Source organism: Corallococcus exercitus (assembly GCF_042231735.1).
Classification (GTDB): Bacteria; Myxococcota; Myxococcia; order Myxococcales; family Myxococcaceae; genus Corallococcus; species Corallococcus exercitus_B.
Genome location: NZ_CP102577.1, coordinates 9,292,336 through 9,311,553, shown reverse-complemented (window position 1 = coordinate 9,311,553; position 19,218 = coordinate 9,292,336). Strand labels below are relative to the sequence as shown.

Sequence of the window (19,218 nt, the reverse complement as noted above, 5' to 3'; positions counted from 1 at the left end):
AAAAGCCTCAAGAATACTTCGCCCGGCCCTTGAGGAATTCAATCGTCTTTTCCTCGCGAAGTCGCAGAGACAACCCAAGGCGCTCGTCCGGGCCCTTGAAGTACTTCTTCACCTGGGCGACCGGCTGGTTGGCCTCGATGGCGAGGTCCTCGATGCGCTTCTCCACCTCTTCGTCGGACGCCTGGATGTTCTGCTGCTGGGCGATGGCCTCGAACAGCAGCGTGCCCTTCACCTCCAGGGTGGCCTTCTCCCGCATCTCGTCGCGCAGGCGGTTGAAGTCCAGGCCCAGCTGGCGCGGGTCGATGCCCTGGCGCTGCATCTGGCGGAAGGCGCCCTCCATCATGGAGTCGATGGCGCGCTCCACCATGGCGCGGGGCACGTCGAACGGGTTCTTCTCCAGCAGCGCCTTGATGAGCGCGTCGCGCTCGTCCACGGTGGCCTGGTTCTTCTTGGCCTTCTCCAGGTCCGAGCGCACCTTGGCGCGCAGCTCGTCCACCGTCTGCGCGACGCCCGTCTCCTTGGCGAAGTCGTCGTTGAGCTCCGGCACCACCGGCTTCTTCAGCTCCTTGACGGTGATGTGGAAGACGGCCGTCTTCCCGCGGACCTCTTCGGCCTGGTAGTCCTGGGCGAAGGTGTACTCGACGTCCTTCGTCTCGCCGACCTTCACGCCCGCCAGCTGCGGGATGTTGCCCTGGATGAGGTCGCCGTCCTGCACGCGCACGCCAATGCCGTCCGCCTTGCTGCCGGGGAAGGCATTGCCGTCCACCTTCGCCTCGAAGTCGATGGTGACCTGGTCACCCTGCGCCGCGGTGTCGCGGTCGGTGACGGGCTCGATGCGGCCCAGGTTCTGGCGCATCTGCTCAATCTGCTGGTTCACCGCGTCGTCGGCGACGGCGGTGTCCACCTTCGTGAGGGCCAGGCCCTCGAAGTCCTTGGCCTCCACCTTCGGCTTCACCTCCACGCGCGCCTCGAAGCTGAAGGGGGCGCCGGGCTTGAGGCCGGAGTTGGTCACCTGGGGAGAGGCGACGGCCTCCACCTTGTGCTCGCGCACGGCGTCCAGGTAGGCCTTCTGCACGACGCGCTGGATGACGTCGTCCTCCACCTGCTCGCGGTACTTCTGCTCGAGGATGCGGCGGGGAACCTTGCCCTGGCGGAAGCCAGGCAGGCGCACCTGGCCGCTGAGCGCGGCGTACGCGCGGTTGAGCTCCTCAGCAACGCGGGCGTTGTCGACCTCGATGGAGAGCTTCTTCTCGATGGGAGAGAGCTCTTCGACCTGGACCTTCATGCGGGCCTCGCTCGCCGCCTCCACGGGCTGTACGTCCCGGGGCGGCAACCGGAAAGTGGGACGTGCGGCTTTAGGGGATAGGCACGAACGGGTCAACGCGAAATGGGCGAGGAGGGACTCGAACCCTCACACCTTGCGGTACCAGATCCTAAGTCTGGCGCGTCTACCAGTTTCGCCACCCGCCCGACGCGTCGCGCGACCGCCGTCCTACTCCGAAACGTCCGTGGACGACAGGGGCTTTCCAGCCCGCGCCCGTGTGCTGGGGGATGCCGGAAAAGACACAGGGCCCCTTCCGTTTCCAGAAGGGGCCCTGCGAGTGAGAGCGGAGGGAATCGAACCCACAACCTATGGATTAAGAGTCCATTGCTCTGCCAATTGAGCTACGCTCCCGGCTTTGCTTTCGGCCGCGTTGGCTGCGCGACGTCCGAGGTGGCGCGGTGAATACCGGGCGCCGCCCGCCCTGTCAAAACGTTTTTCACACCCCCCTTCCATTCTCCGCGTTGGAACCGGATGCCCGGCGTGCGGCCGACCATCCAGGGCCCCAGGAAGCGATGCGAAGGGTCGGCCCGGCTCGCATGTTGATCCACGCCGCGGTTCACGCTGCAGGTCTGTAGCAGGGGCCCATCCAGGCTCCTGCCTCACGGGTCGTGTGCCGTGTTCCCGGGCAACCATGTGGTCGGGCGAGGGTCGTCCGTCCTTTTCGAGCGGTGCTGGAGACACAGTGATGGATGCGAATGTGAAGGCGGATGGAACGACGTCGCCGCAGGGCGCGGCCTGGAACCGGGAGCGGGTGGACCTGGTGAAGCGGACCATCTGCCCCCGGGGAATCAGCGAGGACGAGTTCGCCCTCTTCATCGAGCAGTGCAAGCGCAGCGGGTTGGACCCGCTCCTCAAGGAAGCGTTCTGCGTGGCGCGCCGCCAGAACATCGGCAACCGCGAGCGCCCCAACTGGGTGACGAAGTACGAGTTCCAGCCCTCGGAGGCCGGCATGCTCGCCCGGGCGGAGCGCTTCCCGGACTTCAAGGGCATCCAGGCGAGCGCGGTGTTCGCCGAGGACGAGATCGTCGTGGACCAGGGCAAGGGCGAGGTGGTGCACCGCTTCAACCCGGCCAAGCGCAAGGGCGCCCTCGTGGGTGCCTGGTCGCGCGTGGTGCGCGAGGGGAAGCTCCCGGTCGTCGTCTGGCTGGACTTCTCCGGCTACGTCCAGCAGACGCCGCTGTGGGCCAAGATTCCCACGACGATGATCGAGAAGTGCGCCCGCGTGGCGGCGCTGCGCAAGGCGTACCCGGAGGCCTTCGGCGGACTGTACGTGCGCGAGGAGATGCCGGCCGAGGAGTACGACTCGCACGCGAGCCCCGGCTTGCACGACGAGCCGGCCCCCGCGTCCGGTTCCTACGAGGTGCTGGGCTCGAAGCCCGGCCCGGTGAAGGCGTCCTTCCCCACCCTGGCCCCGGCCCCCGCCCCCGCGGAGGCGCCCAAGGCGGTGGAGGCGGCGCGGGCGCCGGAGAAGGAGGAGCCCCGGCTCGACGTGGACGTGCCGCTGGCGCCGGCCAAGACGGTGGCGGCGGTGCCCGTGGAGAAGACGCCCGAGCGTCCCAAGGCGAGCGCCGTGGTGGTGGCGTTCGGCCCATACAAGGGCAAGACGACGTCCGAGCTGTCCGACGACGAGCTGAGCGAGACCATCGACCTGGCGCACGAGAAGTTGATGGAGCAGCCCCGGGCCAAGTGGGCGAAGGCCATGCGCGAGAACCTCACCGCGCTGGAGGCGGAGACGGAGCTGCGCTGCCGCGTGCCGTCCTCCAAGGACGGCTCCGGGACGAACCCGGAGGCGTAAGCCCTCACCGTTCGCTGAGCTGAAGTGAAGAACGCCCGCGTTCCCGAAGAGGGGACGCGGGCGTTTCGCTTTCCTGCGCTCAACATTCGCCAGGTCCACTTGGGCACACTCCTGGCACCTCACGCCGTGCGTCTCCACCTGCACTCTCGGTCATGGACATTGACCGGGATGGAGCAGGGCACATGGTCGGGCGCAGGGCATGGCGGTTCGTCGTGGCGGGGCTGTTCGTGGGTGGGGTTGGCGCGGGTTGCGGAAACTCCGCGCCGGGGAGTTCCCTGGAGGAGACATCTCCGGACTCCCAGGTGATTGATGTGCAGGATGACGCTCCGGACACGGGGAGCGTCATCGGCGAGGACACCTCGCCGCCCAAGGAGGAGCCCGACACGGGAACGCCTCCCGAGGAGCCTGACACGGGCGGCCCCGTGGAGCAGGCGGACGCGGAGCTCCCACCGGAGGAACCGGATCCTCTCCCCGACCCCGCGGAGTGCGGGTCCATGCCCACGCTCCCACCGGAGGCGCTCGGGGCGTGGGACAGCGTGATGGATCCGGCCCAACGTGAGTTCCCGTGTGGCGCGACGCTGTCGGACGGAGCGGGCCGCGGGGTGTCGCTCCGCTACTATCCCCCGAACGTCAGTGTCTGGGTCCTTGGGAAGGACAACTACTCCGGAGGGGTCAACTTCGAGGCCTCCCACTTCCAGCCGACCAGCCAGGTCAATGGCATCCTGGGGTTCAGCACTCCCACGGGCGGGGGGCTCCCGTGGATGACGTACGTGGACACCTCCAACGACCAGCTCATCCATCATCCCGCCGAACCGGCGCAGGTCGTGATGACGGCGGTGGATCCCACGGGCGGGCTCCGCGCGCTCCTGGCGGATGGCACCCTCAAGGCCTACAGCGCGACCGGCCAGGTCCGCTGGACCGTTCCCGTCGCATTGAGCGCCCCGGTCAAAGCGCTGGGCGTGGACGCCCAGGGGCACACCCTGGTGCTCGCCGCAGGGAACACCCGCTTCGGCCCCTCGACGGCGGAAGGCCTCTGGGTGGACAGCGCGGGCCAGCCCGGCGCCCCGTTCCTCGCGCTGGCACCGGCGCCAGGCGGCACGGCCTCCTATGAACTCATGCCCCAAGCGAAGAAGGGGCTGTTCCTGGCCATCCGGGAGAACGGCACCCAGCGCTGGGCCGCCGCATTCAAGCCCCTGAGGCCGGCCGCTTCGGTCGCTCCAACCTGGCTTGCGCTGGAGGCGCAGCACGCCCTTTTGCGGCTGCCCGGAGGCAAGGGCTATCTGAGGGTGTCTCCGGGCTGCAACCGCCAGGGCCAGTTCATCACGGCGTCAGGCCAGACGTGCGGCACGTTCAGCATCCCCGCGACCTACGGCGCCTGCGGCCCGTTGAGCGTGGCCACGGACGGCACGCTCTTCGAGGCCCTGCCGCCTCAGGATAACGCGTACCACTACCCGGACGGCTACGAGCTTGAGACCGTGTGCCGGGCCCGGTGGTGGCCGGCGCTGATTCAGTAGAAGGCGTTCGATGAGCTGATCAACGCCCGCGTCCCGAAGAGGGGCGCGGGCGTCTTGCTTTCCTCGGCGCAGGCCCTTGCATTCCACGCTGTGCGTCTCCACCTGCACTCTCGGTCAGGGACATTGACCGGGATGGAGCAGGGCACATGGTCGGGCGCAGGGCATGGCGGTTCATCGTGGCGGGGCTGTTCGCGGGTGGCGTGGGCGTGGGTTGCGGAAACTCCGCGCCGGGGAGTTCCCTGGAGGACCCACCTCCGGGTCCCCAGGTGGTCGATGTGGATGATGACGTCCCAGACACGGGGAGCGTCATCGGCGAGGACACCTCGCCGCCCGAGGAGCCCGACACGGGCAATCCTCCTGAAGAGCCCGATGCGGGTGGCCCTCTGGAGCAGGAGGTCCCTGAGCTTCCGCCGGAAGAACCGGACCCCATCCCCCGTCCCGCCGAGTGCGGGTACATGCCCACGGTCTCACCGGAAGCGCTGGGGGCGTGGGACTACGAGTTCGATCCCGCCCAGCTCAACGCCCTGTGTGGCGTGCCGGTGTCGGATGGAGCAGGGCGGGGGGTCATGGTCCGCCTCTATGACCAGTCCATCAATGTCTGGGTCATTGGGAAGGACCACAGCACGTTCATGAGTCTCAGCTTCGCCGCGTCCAACTTCCAGCCGACCAGCCAGTCCAATGGCGTCCTCGGCTTCAGCACGCCCCTGGGCGGGGGAATGCCGTGGCTGACGTACCTGGACACCACCAACGGGCAATTCACCCATCACCCGCCTGAGACGGCACCGGTCGTGAGGACGGCGGTGGATCCCACGGGCGGGCTCCGCGCGCTCCTGGCGGATGGCACCCTCAAGGCCTACAGCGCGACCGGTGAGGTCCGCTGGAGCGTCCCCGTCTCCATGAGTGCCCTGACGAGGGCTCTGGGCGTGGACGCCCAGGGCCGCACCCTACTGCTGGCCGCGGGCACGACCCGCTTCGGGACATCGACGGTGGAAGGCCTCTGGGTGGACAGTTCGGGCCAGCCCGGCGCCCCGTTCCTCGCCATGGCCCCGGCACCCGGACCCGACGCCATCTACGAATTCGTGCCCCAGGCGAAACAGGGCTTGTTCCTGGCCATCTGGGAGCATGGCAACAAGCGCTGGGCGGCCGCCTTCAAGTCCCTGAGGCCCGCCAGTTCCACCCTCCCCACCTGGCTCGCCCGAGGGGCACCGGACAACCTCCTCCGGCTGCCCGACGGCAGGGGCTATCTCCGGGTCGCGCAAGGCTGCTCTCTCGGGGCACAGTTCATCACGGCGTCGGGGATGGCGTGCGGCACGTTCGCCTTCCCTGGCTCGTCCACCGAATGCGGCCCCTTGAGCCTGGATGCGGACGGCACGGTCGTTGAGGCGCTGCCGTCGAGCGAGAACCACTATCACACGCCGGACGGCACCGAGTCAGAGCGCATCTGCCGGATCCGATGGTGGCCGGGCCTGATTCAGTAGAAGCGTTCCAGCGGGAGCCCCGGTCGCGAAAAGCGCCGGGGCAGTCCCCGCGTGCGCTTCAGACGGCTGGAAGGGTTGCGCCCAGAGGGACTTGAACCCCCAACCCTCGGCTTCGAAGGCCGATGCTCTATCCAGTTGAGCTATAGGCGCGACAGGAAGCGAATGAAGAAGGGCGAATGACCGGGATCGAACCGGCAACCTCCGGAGTCACAGTCCGGCGCTCTAACCAGTTGAGCTACATTCGCCGTCACTTCAACTTCACACGTCACGGCTTTGAAAGCGGCGGTCTCCTACCGTGGAAACCGGGGCCGTTCAAGGCCCAAAACCATCTGCCAGCAGATTTGCGCCCCAGGCAGGGCTCGAACCTGCGACCCCCGACTTAGAAGGTCGGTGCTCTATCCAGCTGAGCTACTGGAGCTGGTCGGACAACCCTGCTGATACCTACGGCACTTCAAGTCGGGGCGAGAGGATTTGAACCTCCGACCCCCTGCGCCCAAGGCAGGTGCGCTACCAGGCTGCGCTACGCCCCGAGAAGTGCTGCATTCTTCGCCTAACGCGGACGGACGCGCAAGCTTGCTGTTCCTGACGCCCGCCCGCCCGGTCAGAGCGCCAACAGATGGCGGCGCATCAGCTGGAACGCCCGGGCCCGGTGCGACACCCGGGACTTCTCCTCCGGCGCCAGCTCCGCCATGGAGCGGCCGCCCTCCCCCTCCACCTGGAACACGGGGTCGTAGCCGAAGCCGTTCGTCCCCCTGGGCGCGCGCAGGATGACGCCCTCGCAGCGGCCCACCTCCACCCGGGCCTCGGCACCCTTCCCCGTCACCAGGGCCAGGGCACAGCGGAAGGACGCGGTGCGCTCCCCGTCCGGCACGTCCGCCAGGTCCTGGAGCAGCTTCTCGTACCGGTCCTTGTCGCTTCCCGGCGCGTACCGGGCGGAGTGCACGCCGGGCCGCCCGTCCAGCGCGTCCACGCACAGCCCGGAGTCGTCCGCCAGCGCGGGCAGCCCGGTGGCCAGGGAGTACTCGCGGGCCTTCTTCACCGCGTTCTCCTCGAAGGTGGCGCCGTCCTCCACGGGCTCGGGCACGGGGGGCAGGTCCTTGAGGGACACCACCTCCACGGCGTCGCCCACGAGCAACCGCAGCTCGCGCACCTTCCCGGCGTTGCCGGTGGCGAAGAGCAGCTTCGGCTTCATCCCAGCACCTTCGCCTGCGCGACGGTGAGCTGCTGGATGGCGGCCAGGCCTCCGTCCAGCATCGCGTCCATGGACTTGCGGTCGAAGAGCTTGTGCTCGGCGGTGCCCTGCACCTCCACGATGCGGCCGTCGCCGGTGGCCACGAGGTTCAGGTCCACCTCCGCGGTGGAGTCCTCGTCGTAGTCCAGGTCCACGCGCACCTCGCCGTTCACCACGCCCACGGAGACGGCGGCCAGCGGGGTGAGGCCCTTCAGCAGGCCCGGCTTGTTGAGCGAGCGCAGGGCCAGCACCAGCGCCACGTACGCGCCGGTGATGGACGCGGTGCGCGTGCCGCCGTCCGCCTGGATGACGTCGCAGTCCAGCGTGAAGGTGCGCACGCCCAGGGCCTGCAGGTCCACGGACGCGCGCAGGGCCCGGCCGATGAGGCGCTGGATCTCCATGGTGCGGCCGGACTGCTTGCCCTTGGCGGCCTCGCGCGAGCCACGGGTGTGCGTGGCGCGCGGGAGCATGCCGTACTCGGCCGTCACCCAGCCGCTGCCCTTGCCCATCAGGTGCGGCGGGACGCGGTCCTCCACCGAGCAGGTGACGAGCACCTTGGTGTGGCCGAACTCCACCTGCACGGAGCCCTCCGCGTAGCGGTTGACGTTGGGCGTGAGGGTGACAGGCCGGAGGTCCAGCGCACCACGGTTGAAGGAACGCACGGGGAAAGCTCCTGACGCGAGGGGACTTCAAAAGCCCCCACGCTTTATCAGGGCGCCGTGGATCCAGCCACCGGTTGCGGGGGCGAGGAGTCCCGCCGGCGCGTCTCCCGGAGGAAGGCCTGCACGCCGTCCGCGATGGCCGCCGCCAGGGTCTCCTGGTACGCCGCCTTCCCCAGCCGCGCGCCCTCCTGGGGGTGGGAGATGAAGCCCACTTCAATCAGCACCGCCGGCGCCTCCACGCCCGTGAGGACGAAGAAGGGGGCCTGCTGCACGCCCCGGTCCGCGGCGCCGCTCCTGGACACCAGGCGCGGGTGGATGGCGTAGGCCAGCCGGGACGCGTCCGAGTGCGCCTCCGTGCGCGCCAGGTCATCCAGGATGAAGGCCAGCGTGGAGTGCCCGCGCGAGGCACGGGCCGTGGGGGCTTCCGCGTTCTCGCGGTCCGCCACCGCTCGCGCCGCCTCACCGGAGGCGTTGGCGGAGAGGAAGTACGTCTCGATGCCCTCGGTGCGCTCGCGCAGGCGCTTCGTGGGCATGGAGTTGGCGTGGATGGAGAGGAAGAGGTCCGGCCGCTGGATGTTGGAGAACTCCACCCGCTCCGACAGCGCCATCTGCGTGTCGCGCTCGCGCGTGAGGAACACCTCGCTGCCCGCGGCCTCCAGCTTCTCGCGCAGGCGCTGGGCAATCTGGAGGGCGACCTCCTTCTCCCAGAGCTCGCCGGGCCCCTTCGCGCCCTCCTTCGCCCCGCCATGTCCCGGGTCGATGACGATGCGCGCGGCGCGCTCCCCCGCCCCGGCGAGGGCCGGCAGGAGGCACGCGAGCAGGAGGAGGCGGAAGGGGAAGCGGCGCGGCGACATTCGCTCGCGGATGTTAGCCGGGCCCCGGCCCGGAGGCGAAATCCGCTCCCCGGTGCCGGTGTGCCTCAGCCGATGACGTCGATGCCCGGACGGCCCGCCTGGACCTCGCCGATGAGGGCCGCGTCCACGCCCGCCTTCTCCAGCGCCTGGATGGCCTTGAGCGCATGGCGCGCGGGCACGCTGGCCAACAGGCCGCCGTTGGTCTGCGCGTCCGCGAGCAGCCACTGGATGTGCTCCGGCAGCCCCTCCGGGAACGTCACCTGCTTCTTCACGTGGGCGAGGTTCGTCTTCGTGCCGCCCGGAATCACGCCGGCCTCCGCCAGCGCGGGCACCTCCGCGATGAGCGGGATGCGCTCCAGGTCCACCGCCGCGCGCGTCTTCGCGCCGTTCATCATCTCCAGCAGGTGGCCCAGCAGGCCGAAGCCCGTCACGTCCGTGAGCGCGTTCACCTTGAAGGCGCCCGACGCGAACACCTCACCGGATGTCTTGTTGAGCGTGGCCATCTGCGCCGTCACGCGCTTCGTGAGCTGCTTGGACGCAAGCCCCCGCTTGATGGCGGTGGTGGCGATGCCCGTGCCCACGGGCTTGGTGAGCAGGAGCACGTCCCCCGGCTTCGCGCCCGCGTTGGTGAGCACCTTCTTCGGGTGCACCACGCCGGTGACGGCCATGCCGAACTTGGGCTCCGGGTCGCGGATGCTGTGGCCGCCCAGGATGGGGATGCCCGCCTCGTCCGCCTTGGACTGGCCGCCCGCCAGGATCTTCTGCAGCGTCTTGAGCGGCAGCTCGTCCGGGAAGCACACCAGGTTGAGCGCGAACAGCGGCTTCGCGCCCATGGCCCAGATGTCCGACAGCGCGTTGGCCGCCGCGATGGCGCCGAACTGGAACGGGTCGTCCACGAGCGGCGGGAAGAAGTCCACCGTCTCCACCACGGCCATGCCCGGCGCCACCTGGTACACGGCGGCGTCGTCGTTCGTGTTGAAGCCCACCAGGGCCCGGGAGTGGGACGCCGCCCCCTTGAGCCCGCCCAGGACCGTGGCCAGGTCCCCCGCCTTGAGCTTCGCCGCGCAGCCCGCGCAGTGGCTCATCTCCGTGAGGCGCTTCTTCGGCGCCACCGGCTTCCCGCCCGCCATGGTTCCCTGCCTTACTCCGCGCGCACGTAGTCGCGCTTCATGAGCTGCACCACCGATTCGGCGGTGAGCACGTCGTCGCCGTCCGAGTGGTCCAGCACGCCGCCCAGCGAGCCGTGGTTGTGCACGAGCTGCAGCACGTCCAGCATCTCGGGCGTCAGCTCCTTGAGCGGCGCCGTCAACGGCTGCGCGATGCGCAGCGCCGTGGCCATGGGCGGCAGGTTCGGCTGCAGGCGCTTGAACTCGTCCAGCTGCCGCAGGGCGTCCATCAGGAGCGCTTCGGTGGAGGAGTCCAGCTCCACCATGAACTCCTGGGTGTCCGCGGGGCGCAGCTCGAAGTCACCCTCTTCCCAGGTGACGATGCGGTTGAAGCTCTTCTGCGGGCCCAGGTTGTGGTTGTCGTCGATGACCGCGTAGTACACGCGGCCCTGGCGCAGGTAGATGCGGCCCTCGTGGGCGTTGTTCACCACGAGCACGCCGTTCTTCTTGGACGTGTGGAAGAGCTGGAGCAGGTCCGGGAGGGGGATCTCCTCAATCTTCCCCGTCATGGAGCTGGCCTTGGTGGTCCGCGCGGCCTGGGCGGCGGCGGCCTCCTCCAGCTTCTGCTTCACGACGCTCTCGTCCACGGCGGCGCTCTCCGCGCCCTGGTGCACGAGCTTGAGGATGGAGGTCCCGATGAGGATGCGGTCCCCCTCCTTCAGCTTGGCCTGCTTGACCTTCTCGCCGTTGACGAAGGTGCCGTTGGTGGACCCCAGGTCCTCGATGGTGATGGCTCCGTCGGAGAACAGAATCTTCGCGTGCTTGCGCGAGACCATGTCCTCCACCAGCACCATGTCCAACTCGCTCGACCGTCCGACGACGATCTGCTTGTTGGCCTTCAGCGGGAACTCACCGCCCTGGTACTTCCCGGAGATGAACTTGAGGGCAAAGGACTTCGCCGTACCGCCAGGAGTGCTCACGGTGCCGCGACCTCGATGATGGAAGTTGCCATGGTGCTCAACCCGTCACTTCCGCCTTCCCCGGGTCCTTCACCAGGTTGAGGTACATCTGCGCGCTCTTGTTGCCGGGGCTGCGCACGAGCACGTCTTCCCAGACCTTCACCGCCTCGTCACGGCGTCCCGCCGAGTAGAGGGCGATTCCATAATTGATCCGTCCAGGAATGTACGACGGATTCTGCGCGATGACCTGTTCGTACTCCGCGATGGCCGCCGCGTTGTCCCCGGCGTCCCTCAGCGCGTTGCCGAGCTTGAGGCGGATGTCCACGAACTCCGGGAAGTGCGCCAGCGCGCGGCGGTACTCTTCAATGGCCTTCTGCCACACGCCGCTGGAGGCGAACACGTCGCCAATGTCGGCGTACATGTTGGCCACCTTCTTCATGACGTAGGGGTCGAGCTCGCCGGGGGCGCCCTTCTGGCGGGACAAGGCGGCCTGGTAGACCTCCTTCGCCTCCGCGTACTTCCCCATGTCGTTGTAGATGACCGCCAGGTTGAGCGCGGCCTCGGTGTACGCGGGGTTGAGCCGCAGCGCGGACTCAAAGGCCCGCTGCGCCCGGGCGAACTGGCCCTGGTCGTGGTAGATGATGCCGAGCATGTTGTAGACGTCGGCGAAGGTCGGATTCTGCTCGACCACCTTCGTCAGGAACTGCTCGGCCTGGGCGTACTGCTTCTTCTCGAAGGAGCCGCGCCCGAGGGTCAGTAGCTGCTTGAGGGCTTCGTCCATGACTCGGCCCGCGCGGGCCCCTGCCTCCTCGGGTAGCCTACATGAGCCCGGGCGAAAACAAGAATTGATCGCCCTCGCGCACGAGCAAAAGCGGACGCTCCCCCCGGGTGTCCACCGGCCGCGCCGGAAGGTCTCCCTCCACCCGGTAGTGCTCCGTCACCGTCGCCTCGTCCCGCTCCAGCCGCGCGTACCACGCCTGGGCCGTCAGCCGCCGCCGGGTCAGGGGGGCCATCTCCTCCCACGTCCGCCCCGCCCCGCCGTCTCCTCCCGGGCCCGCCAGCCGGGCGAGCGCGTCCGGCCGGCCGTCCGCCAGGGCCCGCCGCCGCGCCTCCAGCGCCGCCACCACCGCCACCAGCCGGGGCGCCAGCGAGGACGCGGGCTTCCAGCGGCCGGACTCGCGGGTGAAGGGCACCGCCTCCACACCCGCGGTGCTGACCGTGGTGGCGCCCAGCACGCCCTCGAAGTCCAGCGTGGCGAAGGCCTCCGCGCTCCGGCCATCCGGCGCCACCGACACCGTGATGCGGGCGTACTGGAGCTTGCGTGACACGAGCGGCACGCTCGAGCCCGGTACGGTGAGCGACACGCCGTCGTGCTCGGCTTCCTTGAGGGCGGTGATGACCTCCGCCTCCGGCCCGGCCGCGAAGCCCAGCAGGCGCGGGCCCAGGAACAGGAGGACACCGGTGACCGCGAGCACGGCGATGCCGATGCCCCCCAGCCGCCCCCAGTCCTCCAGGCGTCTCACGACCCCAGCATCTTCTGGGCGCGCTGGGCGGCGGGCGTGCCCGGCAGGCGCTTGAGGACCTCACGCAGCGTGTTCTGCGCGCGCTCCGTGTCGTTGAGCTTCACGTAGGCGTTGTGCAGGTCGAAGAGGGCCTCCTCCTCCAGCGGCGTGCCCGGGTAGTCCTTGAGCAGCCCCTCCAGGCGCTGGGCCACGGCCTTCCAGCGCTCGCGCTTCGCGTAGAAGGACGCGACGTACAGCTCGTGGCGCGCCAGGCGCTGGCGGGCGTCGTCCCGGTGCACCGTGGCGTCCTTCACGTACTGCGAATCCGGGTACTGGCGCAGGAAGCCGTTCATGGCCCGGAGCGCGTCGTACATGGGCTTCTGCTCCTTCTCGTACGAAGGCGGCAGGGCGAAGAACTCCGAGGGGAACTCCTCCACGTAGGAGAGCGCCGCGCGGTAGGCGGCGTAGTCCACCTTGGGGTGCGTGGGGTGCAGCTTGATGAAGGAGTCGAACTTGTCGCGCGCCTCCGGGAACATCTCCCGGGCGAAGTCCAGGTCCGCCAGCTTCAGCTCCGCCTCGCGGGCCGCCTCCAGGTAGGGGAACTTGGTGCGGACGTGGTCGAAGTACTTCTCCGCCTTGAAGAAGTCCTTGTCCTCCAGCGCGACCTCGCCCAGCGCCAGGTTCTCCGCCGCCTGGGTGGCGTAGTCGGGCTCGCCCGCGGGCCCCGCGGAGAGGGCGGCACAGGAGGACATCAGCAGGGCGGACAGGACGAGGACGGCGGAGCGCATCACGCCCCCAAACTATTCGTCCTGCCCGGAGGGGTCCAGCGAAGGTTCTCCCACCAGCCGGGTCACGATGTCCGGCGCGAAACCCCGGCTGAGCAACAGCCGCCCCGCGCGGGCCTGCTCCTTCGCGTCCAGCGGGCGGCCTGCCAGGCGCCGCCTCTCCAGCACCTGCCGGGCGGCCTCCAGCGCGTCGAAGCCCACCGCGTCCTTCGCCTCCGACAGCGCCCGCCGGGCCTCCGTGCCCTCCAGCCCGTGCGCCTGCAGCCGCTGGAGCACGGCCCGGGGCCCCAGCTTCCCCTTGCCCAGGAGGGCCGCGGCGCGGTCGCGCGCGAACTTCGCGTCGTCCAGGTAGCCCCACTCCGAGAGGCGGGCGAGCACCGCGTCGCGGACGGACGCCGGGAAGCCCTTGCGCTCCAGGGCGAGCGTCAGCTCGTGCCGGCTCCTGCCGCGCGCCCTGAGCAGGCGCAGGCAGGCGTCGGTGGCGCGCTGGACAGCCTCCGGACCCTCGGGCTCGTCAACCATCGCGGAGTCCCTACCATGTGGTAACAGGCCTTCGCCATGCACCCCATCCTCGCCCGCTTCCTCACCGCCGACGCCGCCAGGGAAACGCTCCGCAAGGAGCAGGCGGGTGAACCGCTGACTCCGGAGGAGCAGCACTTCGTGGCCGCCGCGGACGCCAACCCCAAGCAGAAGGGCATGCTGCTGGGCGTGAGCGGCCGCGCGCTGTCCTCCGACGCCCAGGCCGCGCTGGTGCTGCTGGCCGCGCACGCCGCCGCGCGCGCTCTCACGGGGGATGAGGCCCTGTCCGCCGCGACGCAGAAGGCGCGCGAGGCGCTGAAGGAGGAGGGCGCGAGCGACGAGGAGTCCGACGCCTTCCTCGCGTCCATCCTGCTGGAGGAGGCCTTCGGCTACGAGCAGGAGGTGGACAGCTTCGACGCGGACTACGTGAAGGAGTCGCTGGGCGAGGTGCCCGCCCTGGCCGCGCTGTCCAAGGAGTCCGTGGACGCGCTGTTCCTCGCGTTCGCCAAGGCCGCGCCCAACGACGCGGACCGCAAGGCGCGCGAGCACATGGCCCGGGCGCTGTTCGACATCGCGTGGTCGGAGGGGCCCACCTCCATCAACCCGGAGCACCTGGAGACGCTGCTCGACAACGAGGTCGTCCAGGAGTCCGACGAGGTGCAGGACGCGCGCGTGCGCGCCACCGTGTCGCTGCTGCAGACGCTGGCGCACCAGGGGCTCATCGGCCCGATGCGCCTCACCCGGCTGCGCGCGCAGCTGGGGGACGACGACGCCTGAGCCGCGACGCCCGAGCCGCCTCCTTGGGAGGGGCGGCTCCGGCGTGAGCCGCTAGAAGCGTTCGATCTGGAAGTCGTCATCGCCCCCGGCCGCCGGAGCGGGCGCGGCCACCGGAGCGGGCGTGGGCGGACGGGCCGCCACCTGCGGAGGCAGGGGCCGGCCCTGGACGACACCGGGCGGAGGCGTGGCGGGGCGCGGGGCCGCGACACCGGGCGGAGGCGTCATCGGACGGGCCGCCATGGGCGCTCCGGGACGCGGGGCCTGGGGCACCGGCGCGGGCGCCGCGGGGGCCGCGGCGGCGGGCGCGCCCTTCTGCGCGAAGGACGCGGAGCCCGGGATGGGCCGCTCCTCGCCGGCCTTGGCGTCGAAGTTGTCCCACTTCGAGTCGGACGTGCCGCTGATGCCGGAGAAGCGCAGCGCGAAGTCGTCCGGGTTGCTGGCCTGGCGGTGGGCCTCCTCGTAGGTGACCAGGCCGTTGCGCACGAGGCTCATCAGCGACTGGTCGAAGGTCTGCATCCCGTAGGAGTCCGTGCCCTGCGAGATGGCGTCGTGGATCTCCTTCGTGCGGTCCTTGTCCTCAATCAGCTCGCGCACGCGCGCGGTGACGCGAAGCACCTCCACCGCGGCCACGCGGCCCTTGCCGTCCGCGCGCGGCACCAGGCGCTGGCTGACCACGCCGCGCAGCACGCTGGAGAGCTGCAGGCGCACCTGCTTCTGCTGGTGCGGGGGGAACGCGGACACGATGCGGTTGATGGTCTCCGTGGCGTCCAGCGTGTGCAGCGTGGACATCACCAGGTGGCCCGTCTCCGCGGCGTGGAGCGCCGTTTCAATGGTCTCGTGGTCGCGCATTTCGCCCACCAGGATGACGTCCGGGTCCTGGCGCAGCGCGGACTTCAAGGCCTGCGAGAAGCTCATCGTGTCCACACCCACTTCGCGCTGGTTCACGATGGAGCGCTTGTCGCGGATGAGGAACTCGATGGGGTCCTCGATGGTCATGATGTGGTTGGTTTCGTTGGAGTTGATGTAGTCGATCATCGCCGCCAACGTGGTGGACTTGCCGGAGCCCGTGGTGCCCGTCACCAGCACCAGGCCGCGCTCCTCGCCGCACACCTTCTCCAGCACCGTGGGGAGCAGCAGGTCCTTCATCGTCATCACCTTGAAGGGGATGACGCGGAGCACGGCGCCCACCGTGCCGCGCTGCTGGAAGACGTTCACGCGGAAGCGGCCCAGGCCCGGCACGCCGTAGGCCAGGTCCACTTCGTTGCTGACCTTGAACTTCTCCTTCTGGAACTCGTTCATGATGCCGAACGCCATGCGCGCCACCTCTTCCGGGGGCAGGCGGCGGCCGTCCTTGAGCGGCACCAGCGAACCGTCCACGCGGAACATGGGCGGCAGGCCCGCCTTCAGGTGGATGTCGGAGGCTCCGCCGCGCAGGGCGATCTGCAGGATTTCGTTGAGTTCCATGAGGGTGCCGGGATGGTAGCAGAACGCCCGCGCACGCCGCGACGGGGCCGGGCCCACCCGCTTGCCCGCAAAGCACGACGGCGGAGGCTTCCCGAAGGAAACCCCCGCCGACGAACGGCCGGACAGCTGGCCGGCAAGCGTGATTAGCGCTTGGAGAACTGGAACCGACGACGGGCGCCGGGCTGGCCGTACTTCTTGCGCTCGACCGCGCGGGCGTCGCGGGTGAGGAAGCCGGCCTTCTTCAGCGCCGGACGGAACTCCGGGTTGAAGGCGCACAGCGCGCGCGCGATGCCGTGACGGATGGCACCGGCCTGGCCAGAGAGGCCGCCGCCGCGCACGTTGACCGTGACGTCGAGCTTGCCCTTCTGCTCCAGGATCTCCAGCGGCTGGTTGAGCACCATCTTCGACGTCTCACGGCCGAAGTACTCGTTGATGTCGCGGCCGTTGATGACGACAGCGCCGTTGCCAGGACGCACCCAGACGCGAGCGGTGGCCTCCTTGCGGCGGCCCGTGGCGTAGAAACCGAGTTCAGGATTGATCGCCATGGTTGTTCCTTACGCCTCGACCTTGTACGCCACCGGCTTCTGCGCGGTGTGCGGATGGGTGTCACCAGCATACACCTTGAGCTTCGTCATCATCTGACGGCCCAGGGCGCTGCGGGGCAGCATGCGGCGCACGGCGTTGAGGATGATGTCCTCGGGGTGACGCTGGCGCAGCTTCTGGAGGTTGGTGATCTTCAGGGCGCCCGGGAAACCGGCGTACGGGTGACGGTAGTACTGCTTGTCCGTCTCCTTCGTGCCCGTCACCTTCACCTTGTCGGCGTTGATGACGATGACGTGGTCACCCGTGTCGATGGACGGGGTGTACGTGGGCTTGTGCTTGCCCTTCAGGAGGGTGGCGATCTGACTGGCGGCGCGACCAAGCACCTTGTCGGACACGTCGATGACGTGCCACTGGCGCTTGATGTCCCCAGCCTTGGCGCTGTAGGTCTTCTGCGACATTTCGTGCACTCCAGACTTCGGCGCGGCGCCCAGGTGCATGCCAGGGGCCGCGTGCTCGTGCGATACCAACCGCGGGTCCTCCGCCTAAACTCCGACAGAAGCCCGGAAAGGCTGACCCTCCTAGTAGGACGGCGGGATCAAGTCAAGGTTGGGCGTACAGGGGAGCCCGTCAGGGCGCCCGGCCAGGGGAGCCAGGGCCCGGGCCGCCGACGGCAGGCTTCTTGAAGCGCTCCTTCAGGTTCGCGAAGAAGTTCTTCTCCTTCTCGTCCGGAGGGCCTTGACGCGGCGCGTCCATGTCCACGACCTCGAAGGCGTCCGGGGGGAGGTCCTCCAGGAAGCGCGAGGGCGTCCGGGGGACCTCCTTGCCGCGCTTCACGCGCACGGTGGAGCGGGTGAGGTAGAGCAGTTCCTTGGCGCGGGTGATGCCCACGTAGCAGAGGCGGCGCTCCTCCTCGAGGTTCTGTGCCTCGCCCTGCATGCCGCCGTGGGGCATCAGGTCCTCTTCCATGCCGATGAAGAAGACGAGCCGGTACTCCAGGCCCTTGGAGGCGTGCAGGGACATCAGCGTCACGCGCTTGTTCTGCCCGGGGACGTCCTCCTCCTCCTGGCGCGTGTCCAGGCTGAGGCGGTTCAAGTACGTGAGGAGGCTGGCCTTGGGGCCCTCGCGCTTCTCGAACTTCTCCAGTGACGCGAGCACCTGATCCACGCCCTTGAGCTTCTTGTCCGCGGCGGTGCCGGAGACGGCCTTGGCGCGGGTGGCCTCCCGGAAGCCGATCTCCTCCAGCAGCTTGTGCGTGGCCTCCGACAGGCGGGGCGTCTGGGCGAAGGCGTCGCGGTAGCGCTCCACCATCTCCACGAACTCCAGCACCTTGCCGCCCGCGCCCGCGGGCAGGTCCTCGTAGGTGTCCGCGCGGCGCATCACCGTCCAGAGCGTCACGCCCTCCGCGCGCGAGTGCGCGTGCAGCCGCTCCATGGTGACGTCCCCGATGCCGCGCGAGGGCACGTTGACGATGCGCATGAGGGAGATTTCGTCCAGCTTGTTCGCCAGGACCTTGAAGTACGCGATGACGTCCTTCACCTCGCTGCGGTCGAAGAACTCGCTGCCGCCCACGACCTCGTAGGGGATGTTCTTCTCACGCAGCATCTCCTCCACCGGGTGCGCCTGGCCGTTGGTGCGGTAGAGCACCGCGATGTCGTCCGCGGGGATGCCCAGCGAGATGTGCTTCTGGATTTCGTGCGCGACGAAGCGGGCCTCCTCCTCGTCGTTGGGACACGCCACCACCTTCACCAGCGGACCGCCCTTGCGGTCGGTCCACATGCGCTTGTCCTTGCGCTCCGGGTTCTTGGCGATGACGGCGTTGGCAGCGTCCAGCACGCGCTGCATGGAGCGGTAGTTCTGCTCCAGCCGCACCTCCTTGCCGCCCGGGAAGTGCTTGTCGAAGTCCAGGATGTTGCGCACCTCCGCGCCGCGCCAGGAGTAGATGCACTGGTCGTCGTCGCCCACCGCGCACACGTTCCGGGCCGTGCCCGCCAGCAGCTTGAGCAGGTCCAACTGCGCGTGGTTGGTGTCCTGGAACTCGTCCACCAGGAGGTACTGGAAGCGGGCCGTGTACTTGCGGTGCAGGTCCGGGTGCTCGCGCAACAGGCGCGCGGGCAGCACCAGGAGGTCGTCGAAGTCCACCGAGCCCTGCGCCTTGAGCGCGAGCTGGTAGTCCGCGAAGACCATGGAGGTGATGAGGTCGTAGTCGTCCCCCATCCCCTCCGGCTTGGGCTGCGGCGCCTCGCCGGAGTTCTTCGCCTTGGAGATGAGGGTGAGGACCTTGCGCGCGTCGAAGGCGCGGTCGTCGATGCGCTTCTCGCGCATGGCGCGGCGGATGATGGACAGCTGGTCGCCCATGTCCGCGATGGCGAACTTCTTCGGCCAGCCCAGCCGGTGGATGTCCTCGCGCAGCACCTCCGCGCCGAACGCGTGGAAGGTGCACACCAGCACGCCCTGGGCGCGCGGCCCGGCCATGTGGATGAGCCGCTCCTTCATCTCCGTGGCGGCCTTGTTGGTGAAGGTCACGGCCAGGATGTTGCGGGCCATGATGTGGTTCGGCCGCTCGTTGAGCAGGTGGACGATGCGGTGGGTGATGACCCGCGTCTTTCCACTGCCCGCGCCCGCCAGCACGAGCAGCGGGCCCTGGAGCGTCTCGACGGCCTCGCGCTGAGGAGGATTGAGCTTCGAAAGGTCCATTGCGCGCGGGC

Annotated in this window: 18 protein-coding genes and 6 tRNA genes; 4 read left to right on the top strand and 20 right to left on the bottom strand. The window is 69.2% G+C overall.

What is annotated here, in order from left to right; all coding sequences use genetic code 11:
- Positions 1 to 7 precede the first annotated feature (7 nt).
- From tig to NR792_RS37585, 3 genes are all read right to left on the bottom strand, one after another.
- On the bottom strand, positions 8 to 1,285 hold the full coding sequence (gene tig / locus NR792_RS37595; protein WP_375757504.1) for a trigger factor: 1,278 nt from the start codon (positions 1,283 to 1,285) through the stop codon (positions 8 to 10).
- Positions 1,286 to 1,388: 103 nt separating this feature from the next.
- Positions 1,389 to 1,470 (bottom strand) — tRNA-Leu (locus tag NR792_RS37590).
- A 132-nt stretch (positions 1,471 to 1,602) separates the two neighbouring features.
- Positions 1,603 to 1,675: transfer RNA gene (locus NR792_RS37585), tRNA-Lys, on the bottom strand.
- 334 nt (positions 1,676 to 2,009) lie between these two features.
- On the opposite strand from NR792_RS37585, the gene bet reads away from it, so the two are divergent.
- From bet to NR792_RS37570, 3 genes are all read left to right on the top strand, one after another.
- Entirely contained in the window at positions 2,010 to 3,119 is a 1,110-nt protein-coding gene (gene bet / locus NR792_RS37580; RefSeq protein WP_375757503.1) for a phage recombination protein Bet, read from the top strand.
- Between the two features lie 302 nt (positions 3,120 to 3,421).
- Positions 3,422 to 4,633 (top strand): hypothetical protein, encoded by a 1,212-nt coding sequence (locus tag NR792_RS37575; RefSeq protein WP_375757502.1) that lies wholly within the window; start codon positions 3,422 to 3,424, stop codon positions 4,631 to 4,633.
- 275 nt (positions 4,634 to 4,908) lie between these two features.
- Positions 4,909 to 6,111, top strand: a complete 1,203-nt coding sequence (locus tag NR792_RS37570) for a hypothetical protein (RefSeq protein ID WP_375757501.1) — start codon at positions 4,909 to 4,911, stop codon at positions 6,109 to 6,111.
- 76 nt (positions 6,112 to 6,187) lie between these two features.
- Here the strand turns inward: NR792_RS37570 and NR792_RS37565 are convergent.
- The 13 genes from NR792_RS37565 to NR792_RS37505 form a co-directional block, all read right to left on the bottom strand.
- Positions 6,188 to 6,261: transfer RNA gene (locus tag NR792_RS37565), tRNA-Arg, on the bottom strand.
- Positions 6,262 to 6,282: 21 nt separating this feature from the next.
- Positions 6,283 to 6,356 (bottom strand) — tRNA-His (locus NR792_RS37560).
- A gap of 99 nt (positions 6,357 to 6,455) precedes the next feature.
- Positions 6,456 to 6,529: transfer RNA gene (locus tag NR792_RS37555), tRNA-Arg, on the bottom strand.
- A gap of 38 nt (positions 6,530 to 6,567) precedes the next feature.
- Positions 6,568 to 6,641, bottom strand: a tRNA-Pro gene (locus NR792_RS37550).
- Positions 6,642 to 6,712: 71 nt separating this feature from the next.
- The gene (rdgB, locus tag NR792_RS37545) at positions 6,713 to 7,303 is read right to left on the bottom strand and encodes an RdgB/HAM1 family non-canonical purine NTP pyrophosphatase (RefSeq protein ID WP_375757499.1); all 591 of its coding nucleotides are present in this window, start codon (positions 7,301 to 7,303) and stop codon (positions 6,713 to 6,715) included.
- Positions 7,300 to 8,004, bottom strand: coding sequence for a ribonuclease PH (rph, locus tag NR792_RS37540; protein ID WP_375757498.1), 705 nt, complete (start codon positions 8,002 to 8,004; stop codon positions 7,300 to 7,302). Before rph ends, rdgB begins: the two co-directional genes overlap by 4 nt.
- A 47-nt stretch (positions 8,005 to 8,051) precedes the next feature.
- Complete coding sequence (locus tag NR792_RS37535; protein WP_375757497.1) at positions 8,052 to 8,858, bottom strand: N-acetylmuramoyl-L-alanine amidase; 807 nt, start codon at positions 8,856 to 8,858, stop codon at positions 8,052 to 8,054.
- Between the two features lie 65 nt (positions 8,859 to 8,923).
- The gene (selD, locus tag NR792_RS37530; protein WP_375757496.1) at positions 8,924 to 9,988 is read right to left on the bottom strand and encodes a selenide, water dikinase SelD; all 1,065 of its coding nucleotides are present in this window, start codon (positions 9,986 to 9,988) and stop codon (positions 8,924 to 8,926) included.
- Positions 9,989 to 9,999: 11 nt separating this feature from the next.
- Positions 10,000 to 10,944: a DUF4388 domain-containing protein gene (locus tag NR792_RS37525; RefSeq protein ID WP_120526836.1), complete on the bottom strand. Its 945-nt coding sequence runs from the start codon at positions 10,942 to 10,944 to the stop codon at positions 10,000 to 10,002.
- Positions 10,945 to 10,981: 37 nt separating this feature from the next.
- Positions 10,982 to 11,704, bottom strand: coding sequence for a lipopolysaccharide assembly protein LapB (locus tag NR792_RS37520; RefSeq protein WP_207055600.1), 723 nt, complete (start codon positions 11,702 to 11,704; stop codon positions 10,982 to 10,984).
- 37 nt (positions 11,705 to 11,741) lie between these two features.
- Positions 11,742 to 12,446, bottom strand: coding sequence for a hypothetical protein (locus tag NR792_RS37515; RefSeq protein ID WP_375757495.1), 705 nt, complete (start codon positions 12,444 to 12,446; stop codon positions 11,742 to 11,744).
- Entirely contained in the window at positions 12,443 to 13,213 is a 771-nt protein-coding gene (locus NR792_RS37510; RefSeq protein ID WP_375757494.1) for an outer membrane protein assembly factor BamD, read from the bottom strand. The genes NR792_RS37515 and NR792_RS37510 overlap by 4 nt, the downstream gene beginning before the upstream one ends.
- Positions 13,214 to 13,225: 12 nt before the next feature.
- On the bottom strand, positions 13,226 to 13,732 hold the full coding sequence (locus NR792_RS37505) for a regulatory protein RecX (protein WP_375757493.1): 507 nt from the start codon (positions 13,730 to 13,732) through the stop codon (positions 13,226 to 13,228).
- Between the two features lie 36 nt (positions 13,733 to 13,768).
- Between NR792_RS37505 and NR792_RS37500 the strand changes: the two genes are divergently transcribed.
- Positions 13,769 to 14,506 carry a hypothetical protein gene (locus NR792_RS37500; protein ID WP_375757492.1) on the top strand — a complete coding sequence of 246 codons (738 nt, stop codon included), beginning with the start codon at positions 13,769 to 13,771 and terminating at the stop codon, positions 14,504 to 14,506.
- A gap of 51 nt (positions 14,507 to 14,557) precedes the next feature.
- Here NR792_RS37500 and NR792_RS37495 read toward each other — a convergent pair whose 3' ends face one another.
- The 4 genes from NR792_RS37495 to NR792_RS37480 all read right to left on the bottom strand — a co-directional run bounded on the left by NR792_RS37495 (position 14,558) and on the right by NR792_RS37480 (position 19,207).
- On the bottom strand, positions 14,558 to 15,970 hold the full coding sequence (locus tag NR792_RS37495; RefSeq protein ID WP_375757491.1) for a type IV pilus twitching motility protein PilT: 1,413 nt from the start codon (positions 15,968 to 15,970) through the stop codon (positions 14,558 to 14,560).
- A gap of 143 nt (positions 15,971 to 16,113) precedes the next feature.
- Positions 16,114 to 16,515, bottom strand: a complete 402-nt coding sequence (gene rpsI, locus NR792_RS37490) for a 30S ribosomal protein S9 (protein WP_120526842.1) — start codon at positions 16,513 to 16,515, stop codon at positions 16,114 to 16,116.
- A gap of 9 nt (positions 16,516 to 16,524) precedes the next feature.
- Complete coding sequence (gene rplM, locus NR792_RS37485; RefSeq protein ID WP_120607818.1) at positions 16,525 to 16,971, bottom strand: 50S ribosomal protein L13; 447 nt, start codon at positions 16,969 to 16,971, stop codon at positions 16,525 to 16,527.
- Between the two features lie 169 nt (positions 16,972 to 17,140).
- A complete protein-coding gene (locus NR792_RS37480; protein WP_375757490.1) occupies positions 17,141 to 19,207 on the bottom strand; it encodes an ATP-dependent helicase in 2,067 nt (688 codons plus the stop codon).
- Between the last annotated feature and the right edge of the window lie 11 nt (positions 19,208 to 19,218).

Coding starts and splice junctions, on each gene's coding strand:
- tig (WP_375757504.1), bottom strand. CDS start 1,285: ATGAAGGTCCAGGTCGAAGAGCTCTCTCCCATCGAGAAGAAGCTCTCC.
- bet (WP_375757503.1), top strand. CDS start 2,010: ATGGATGCGAATGTGAAGGCGGATGGAACGACGTCGCCGCAGGGCGCG.
- rdgB (WP_375757499.1), bottom strand. CDS start 7,303: ATGAAGCCGAAGCTGCTCTTCGCCACCGGCAACGCCGGGAAGGTGCGC.
- NR792_RS37535 (WP_375757497.1), bottom strand. CDS start 8,858: ATGTCGCCGCGCCGCTTCCCCTTCCGCCTCCTCCTGCTCGCGTGCCTC.
- selD (WP_375757496.1), bottom strand. CDS start 9,988: ATGGCGGGCGGGAAGCCGGTGGCGCCGAAGAAGCGCCTCACGGAGATG.
- NR792_RS37520 (WP_207055600.1), bottom strand. CDS start 11,704: ATGGACGAAGCCCTCAAGCAGCTACTGACCCTCGGGCGCGGCTCCTTC.
- NR792_RS37510 (WP_375757494.1), bottom strand. CDS start 13,213: ATGCGCTCCGCCGTCCTCGTCCTGTCCGCCCTGCTGATGTCCTCCTGT.
- NR792_RS37505 (WP_375757493.1), bottom strand. CDS start 13,732: ATGGTTGACGAGCCCGAGGGTCCGGAGGCTGTCCAGCGCGCCACCGAC.
- NR792_RS37500 (WP_375757492.1), top strand. CDS start 13,769: ATGCACCCCATCCTCGCCCGCTTCCTCACCGCCGACGCCGCCAGGGAA.
- NR792_RS37495 (WP_375757491.1), bottom strand. CDS start 15,970: ATGGAACTCAACGAAATCCTGCAGATCGCCCTGCGCGGCGGAGCCTCC.
- rpsI (WP_120526842.1), bottom strand. CDS start 16,515: ATGGCGATCAATCCTGAACTCGGTTTCTACGCCACGGGCCGCCGCAAG.
- rplM (WP_120607818.1), bottom strand. CDS start 16,971: ATGTCGCAGAAGACCTACAGCGCCAAGGCTGGGGACATCAAGCGCCAG.
- NR792_RS37480 (WP_375757490.1), bottom strand. CDS start 19,207: ATGGACCTTTCGAAGCTCAATCCTCCTCAGCGCGAGGCCGTCGAGACG.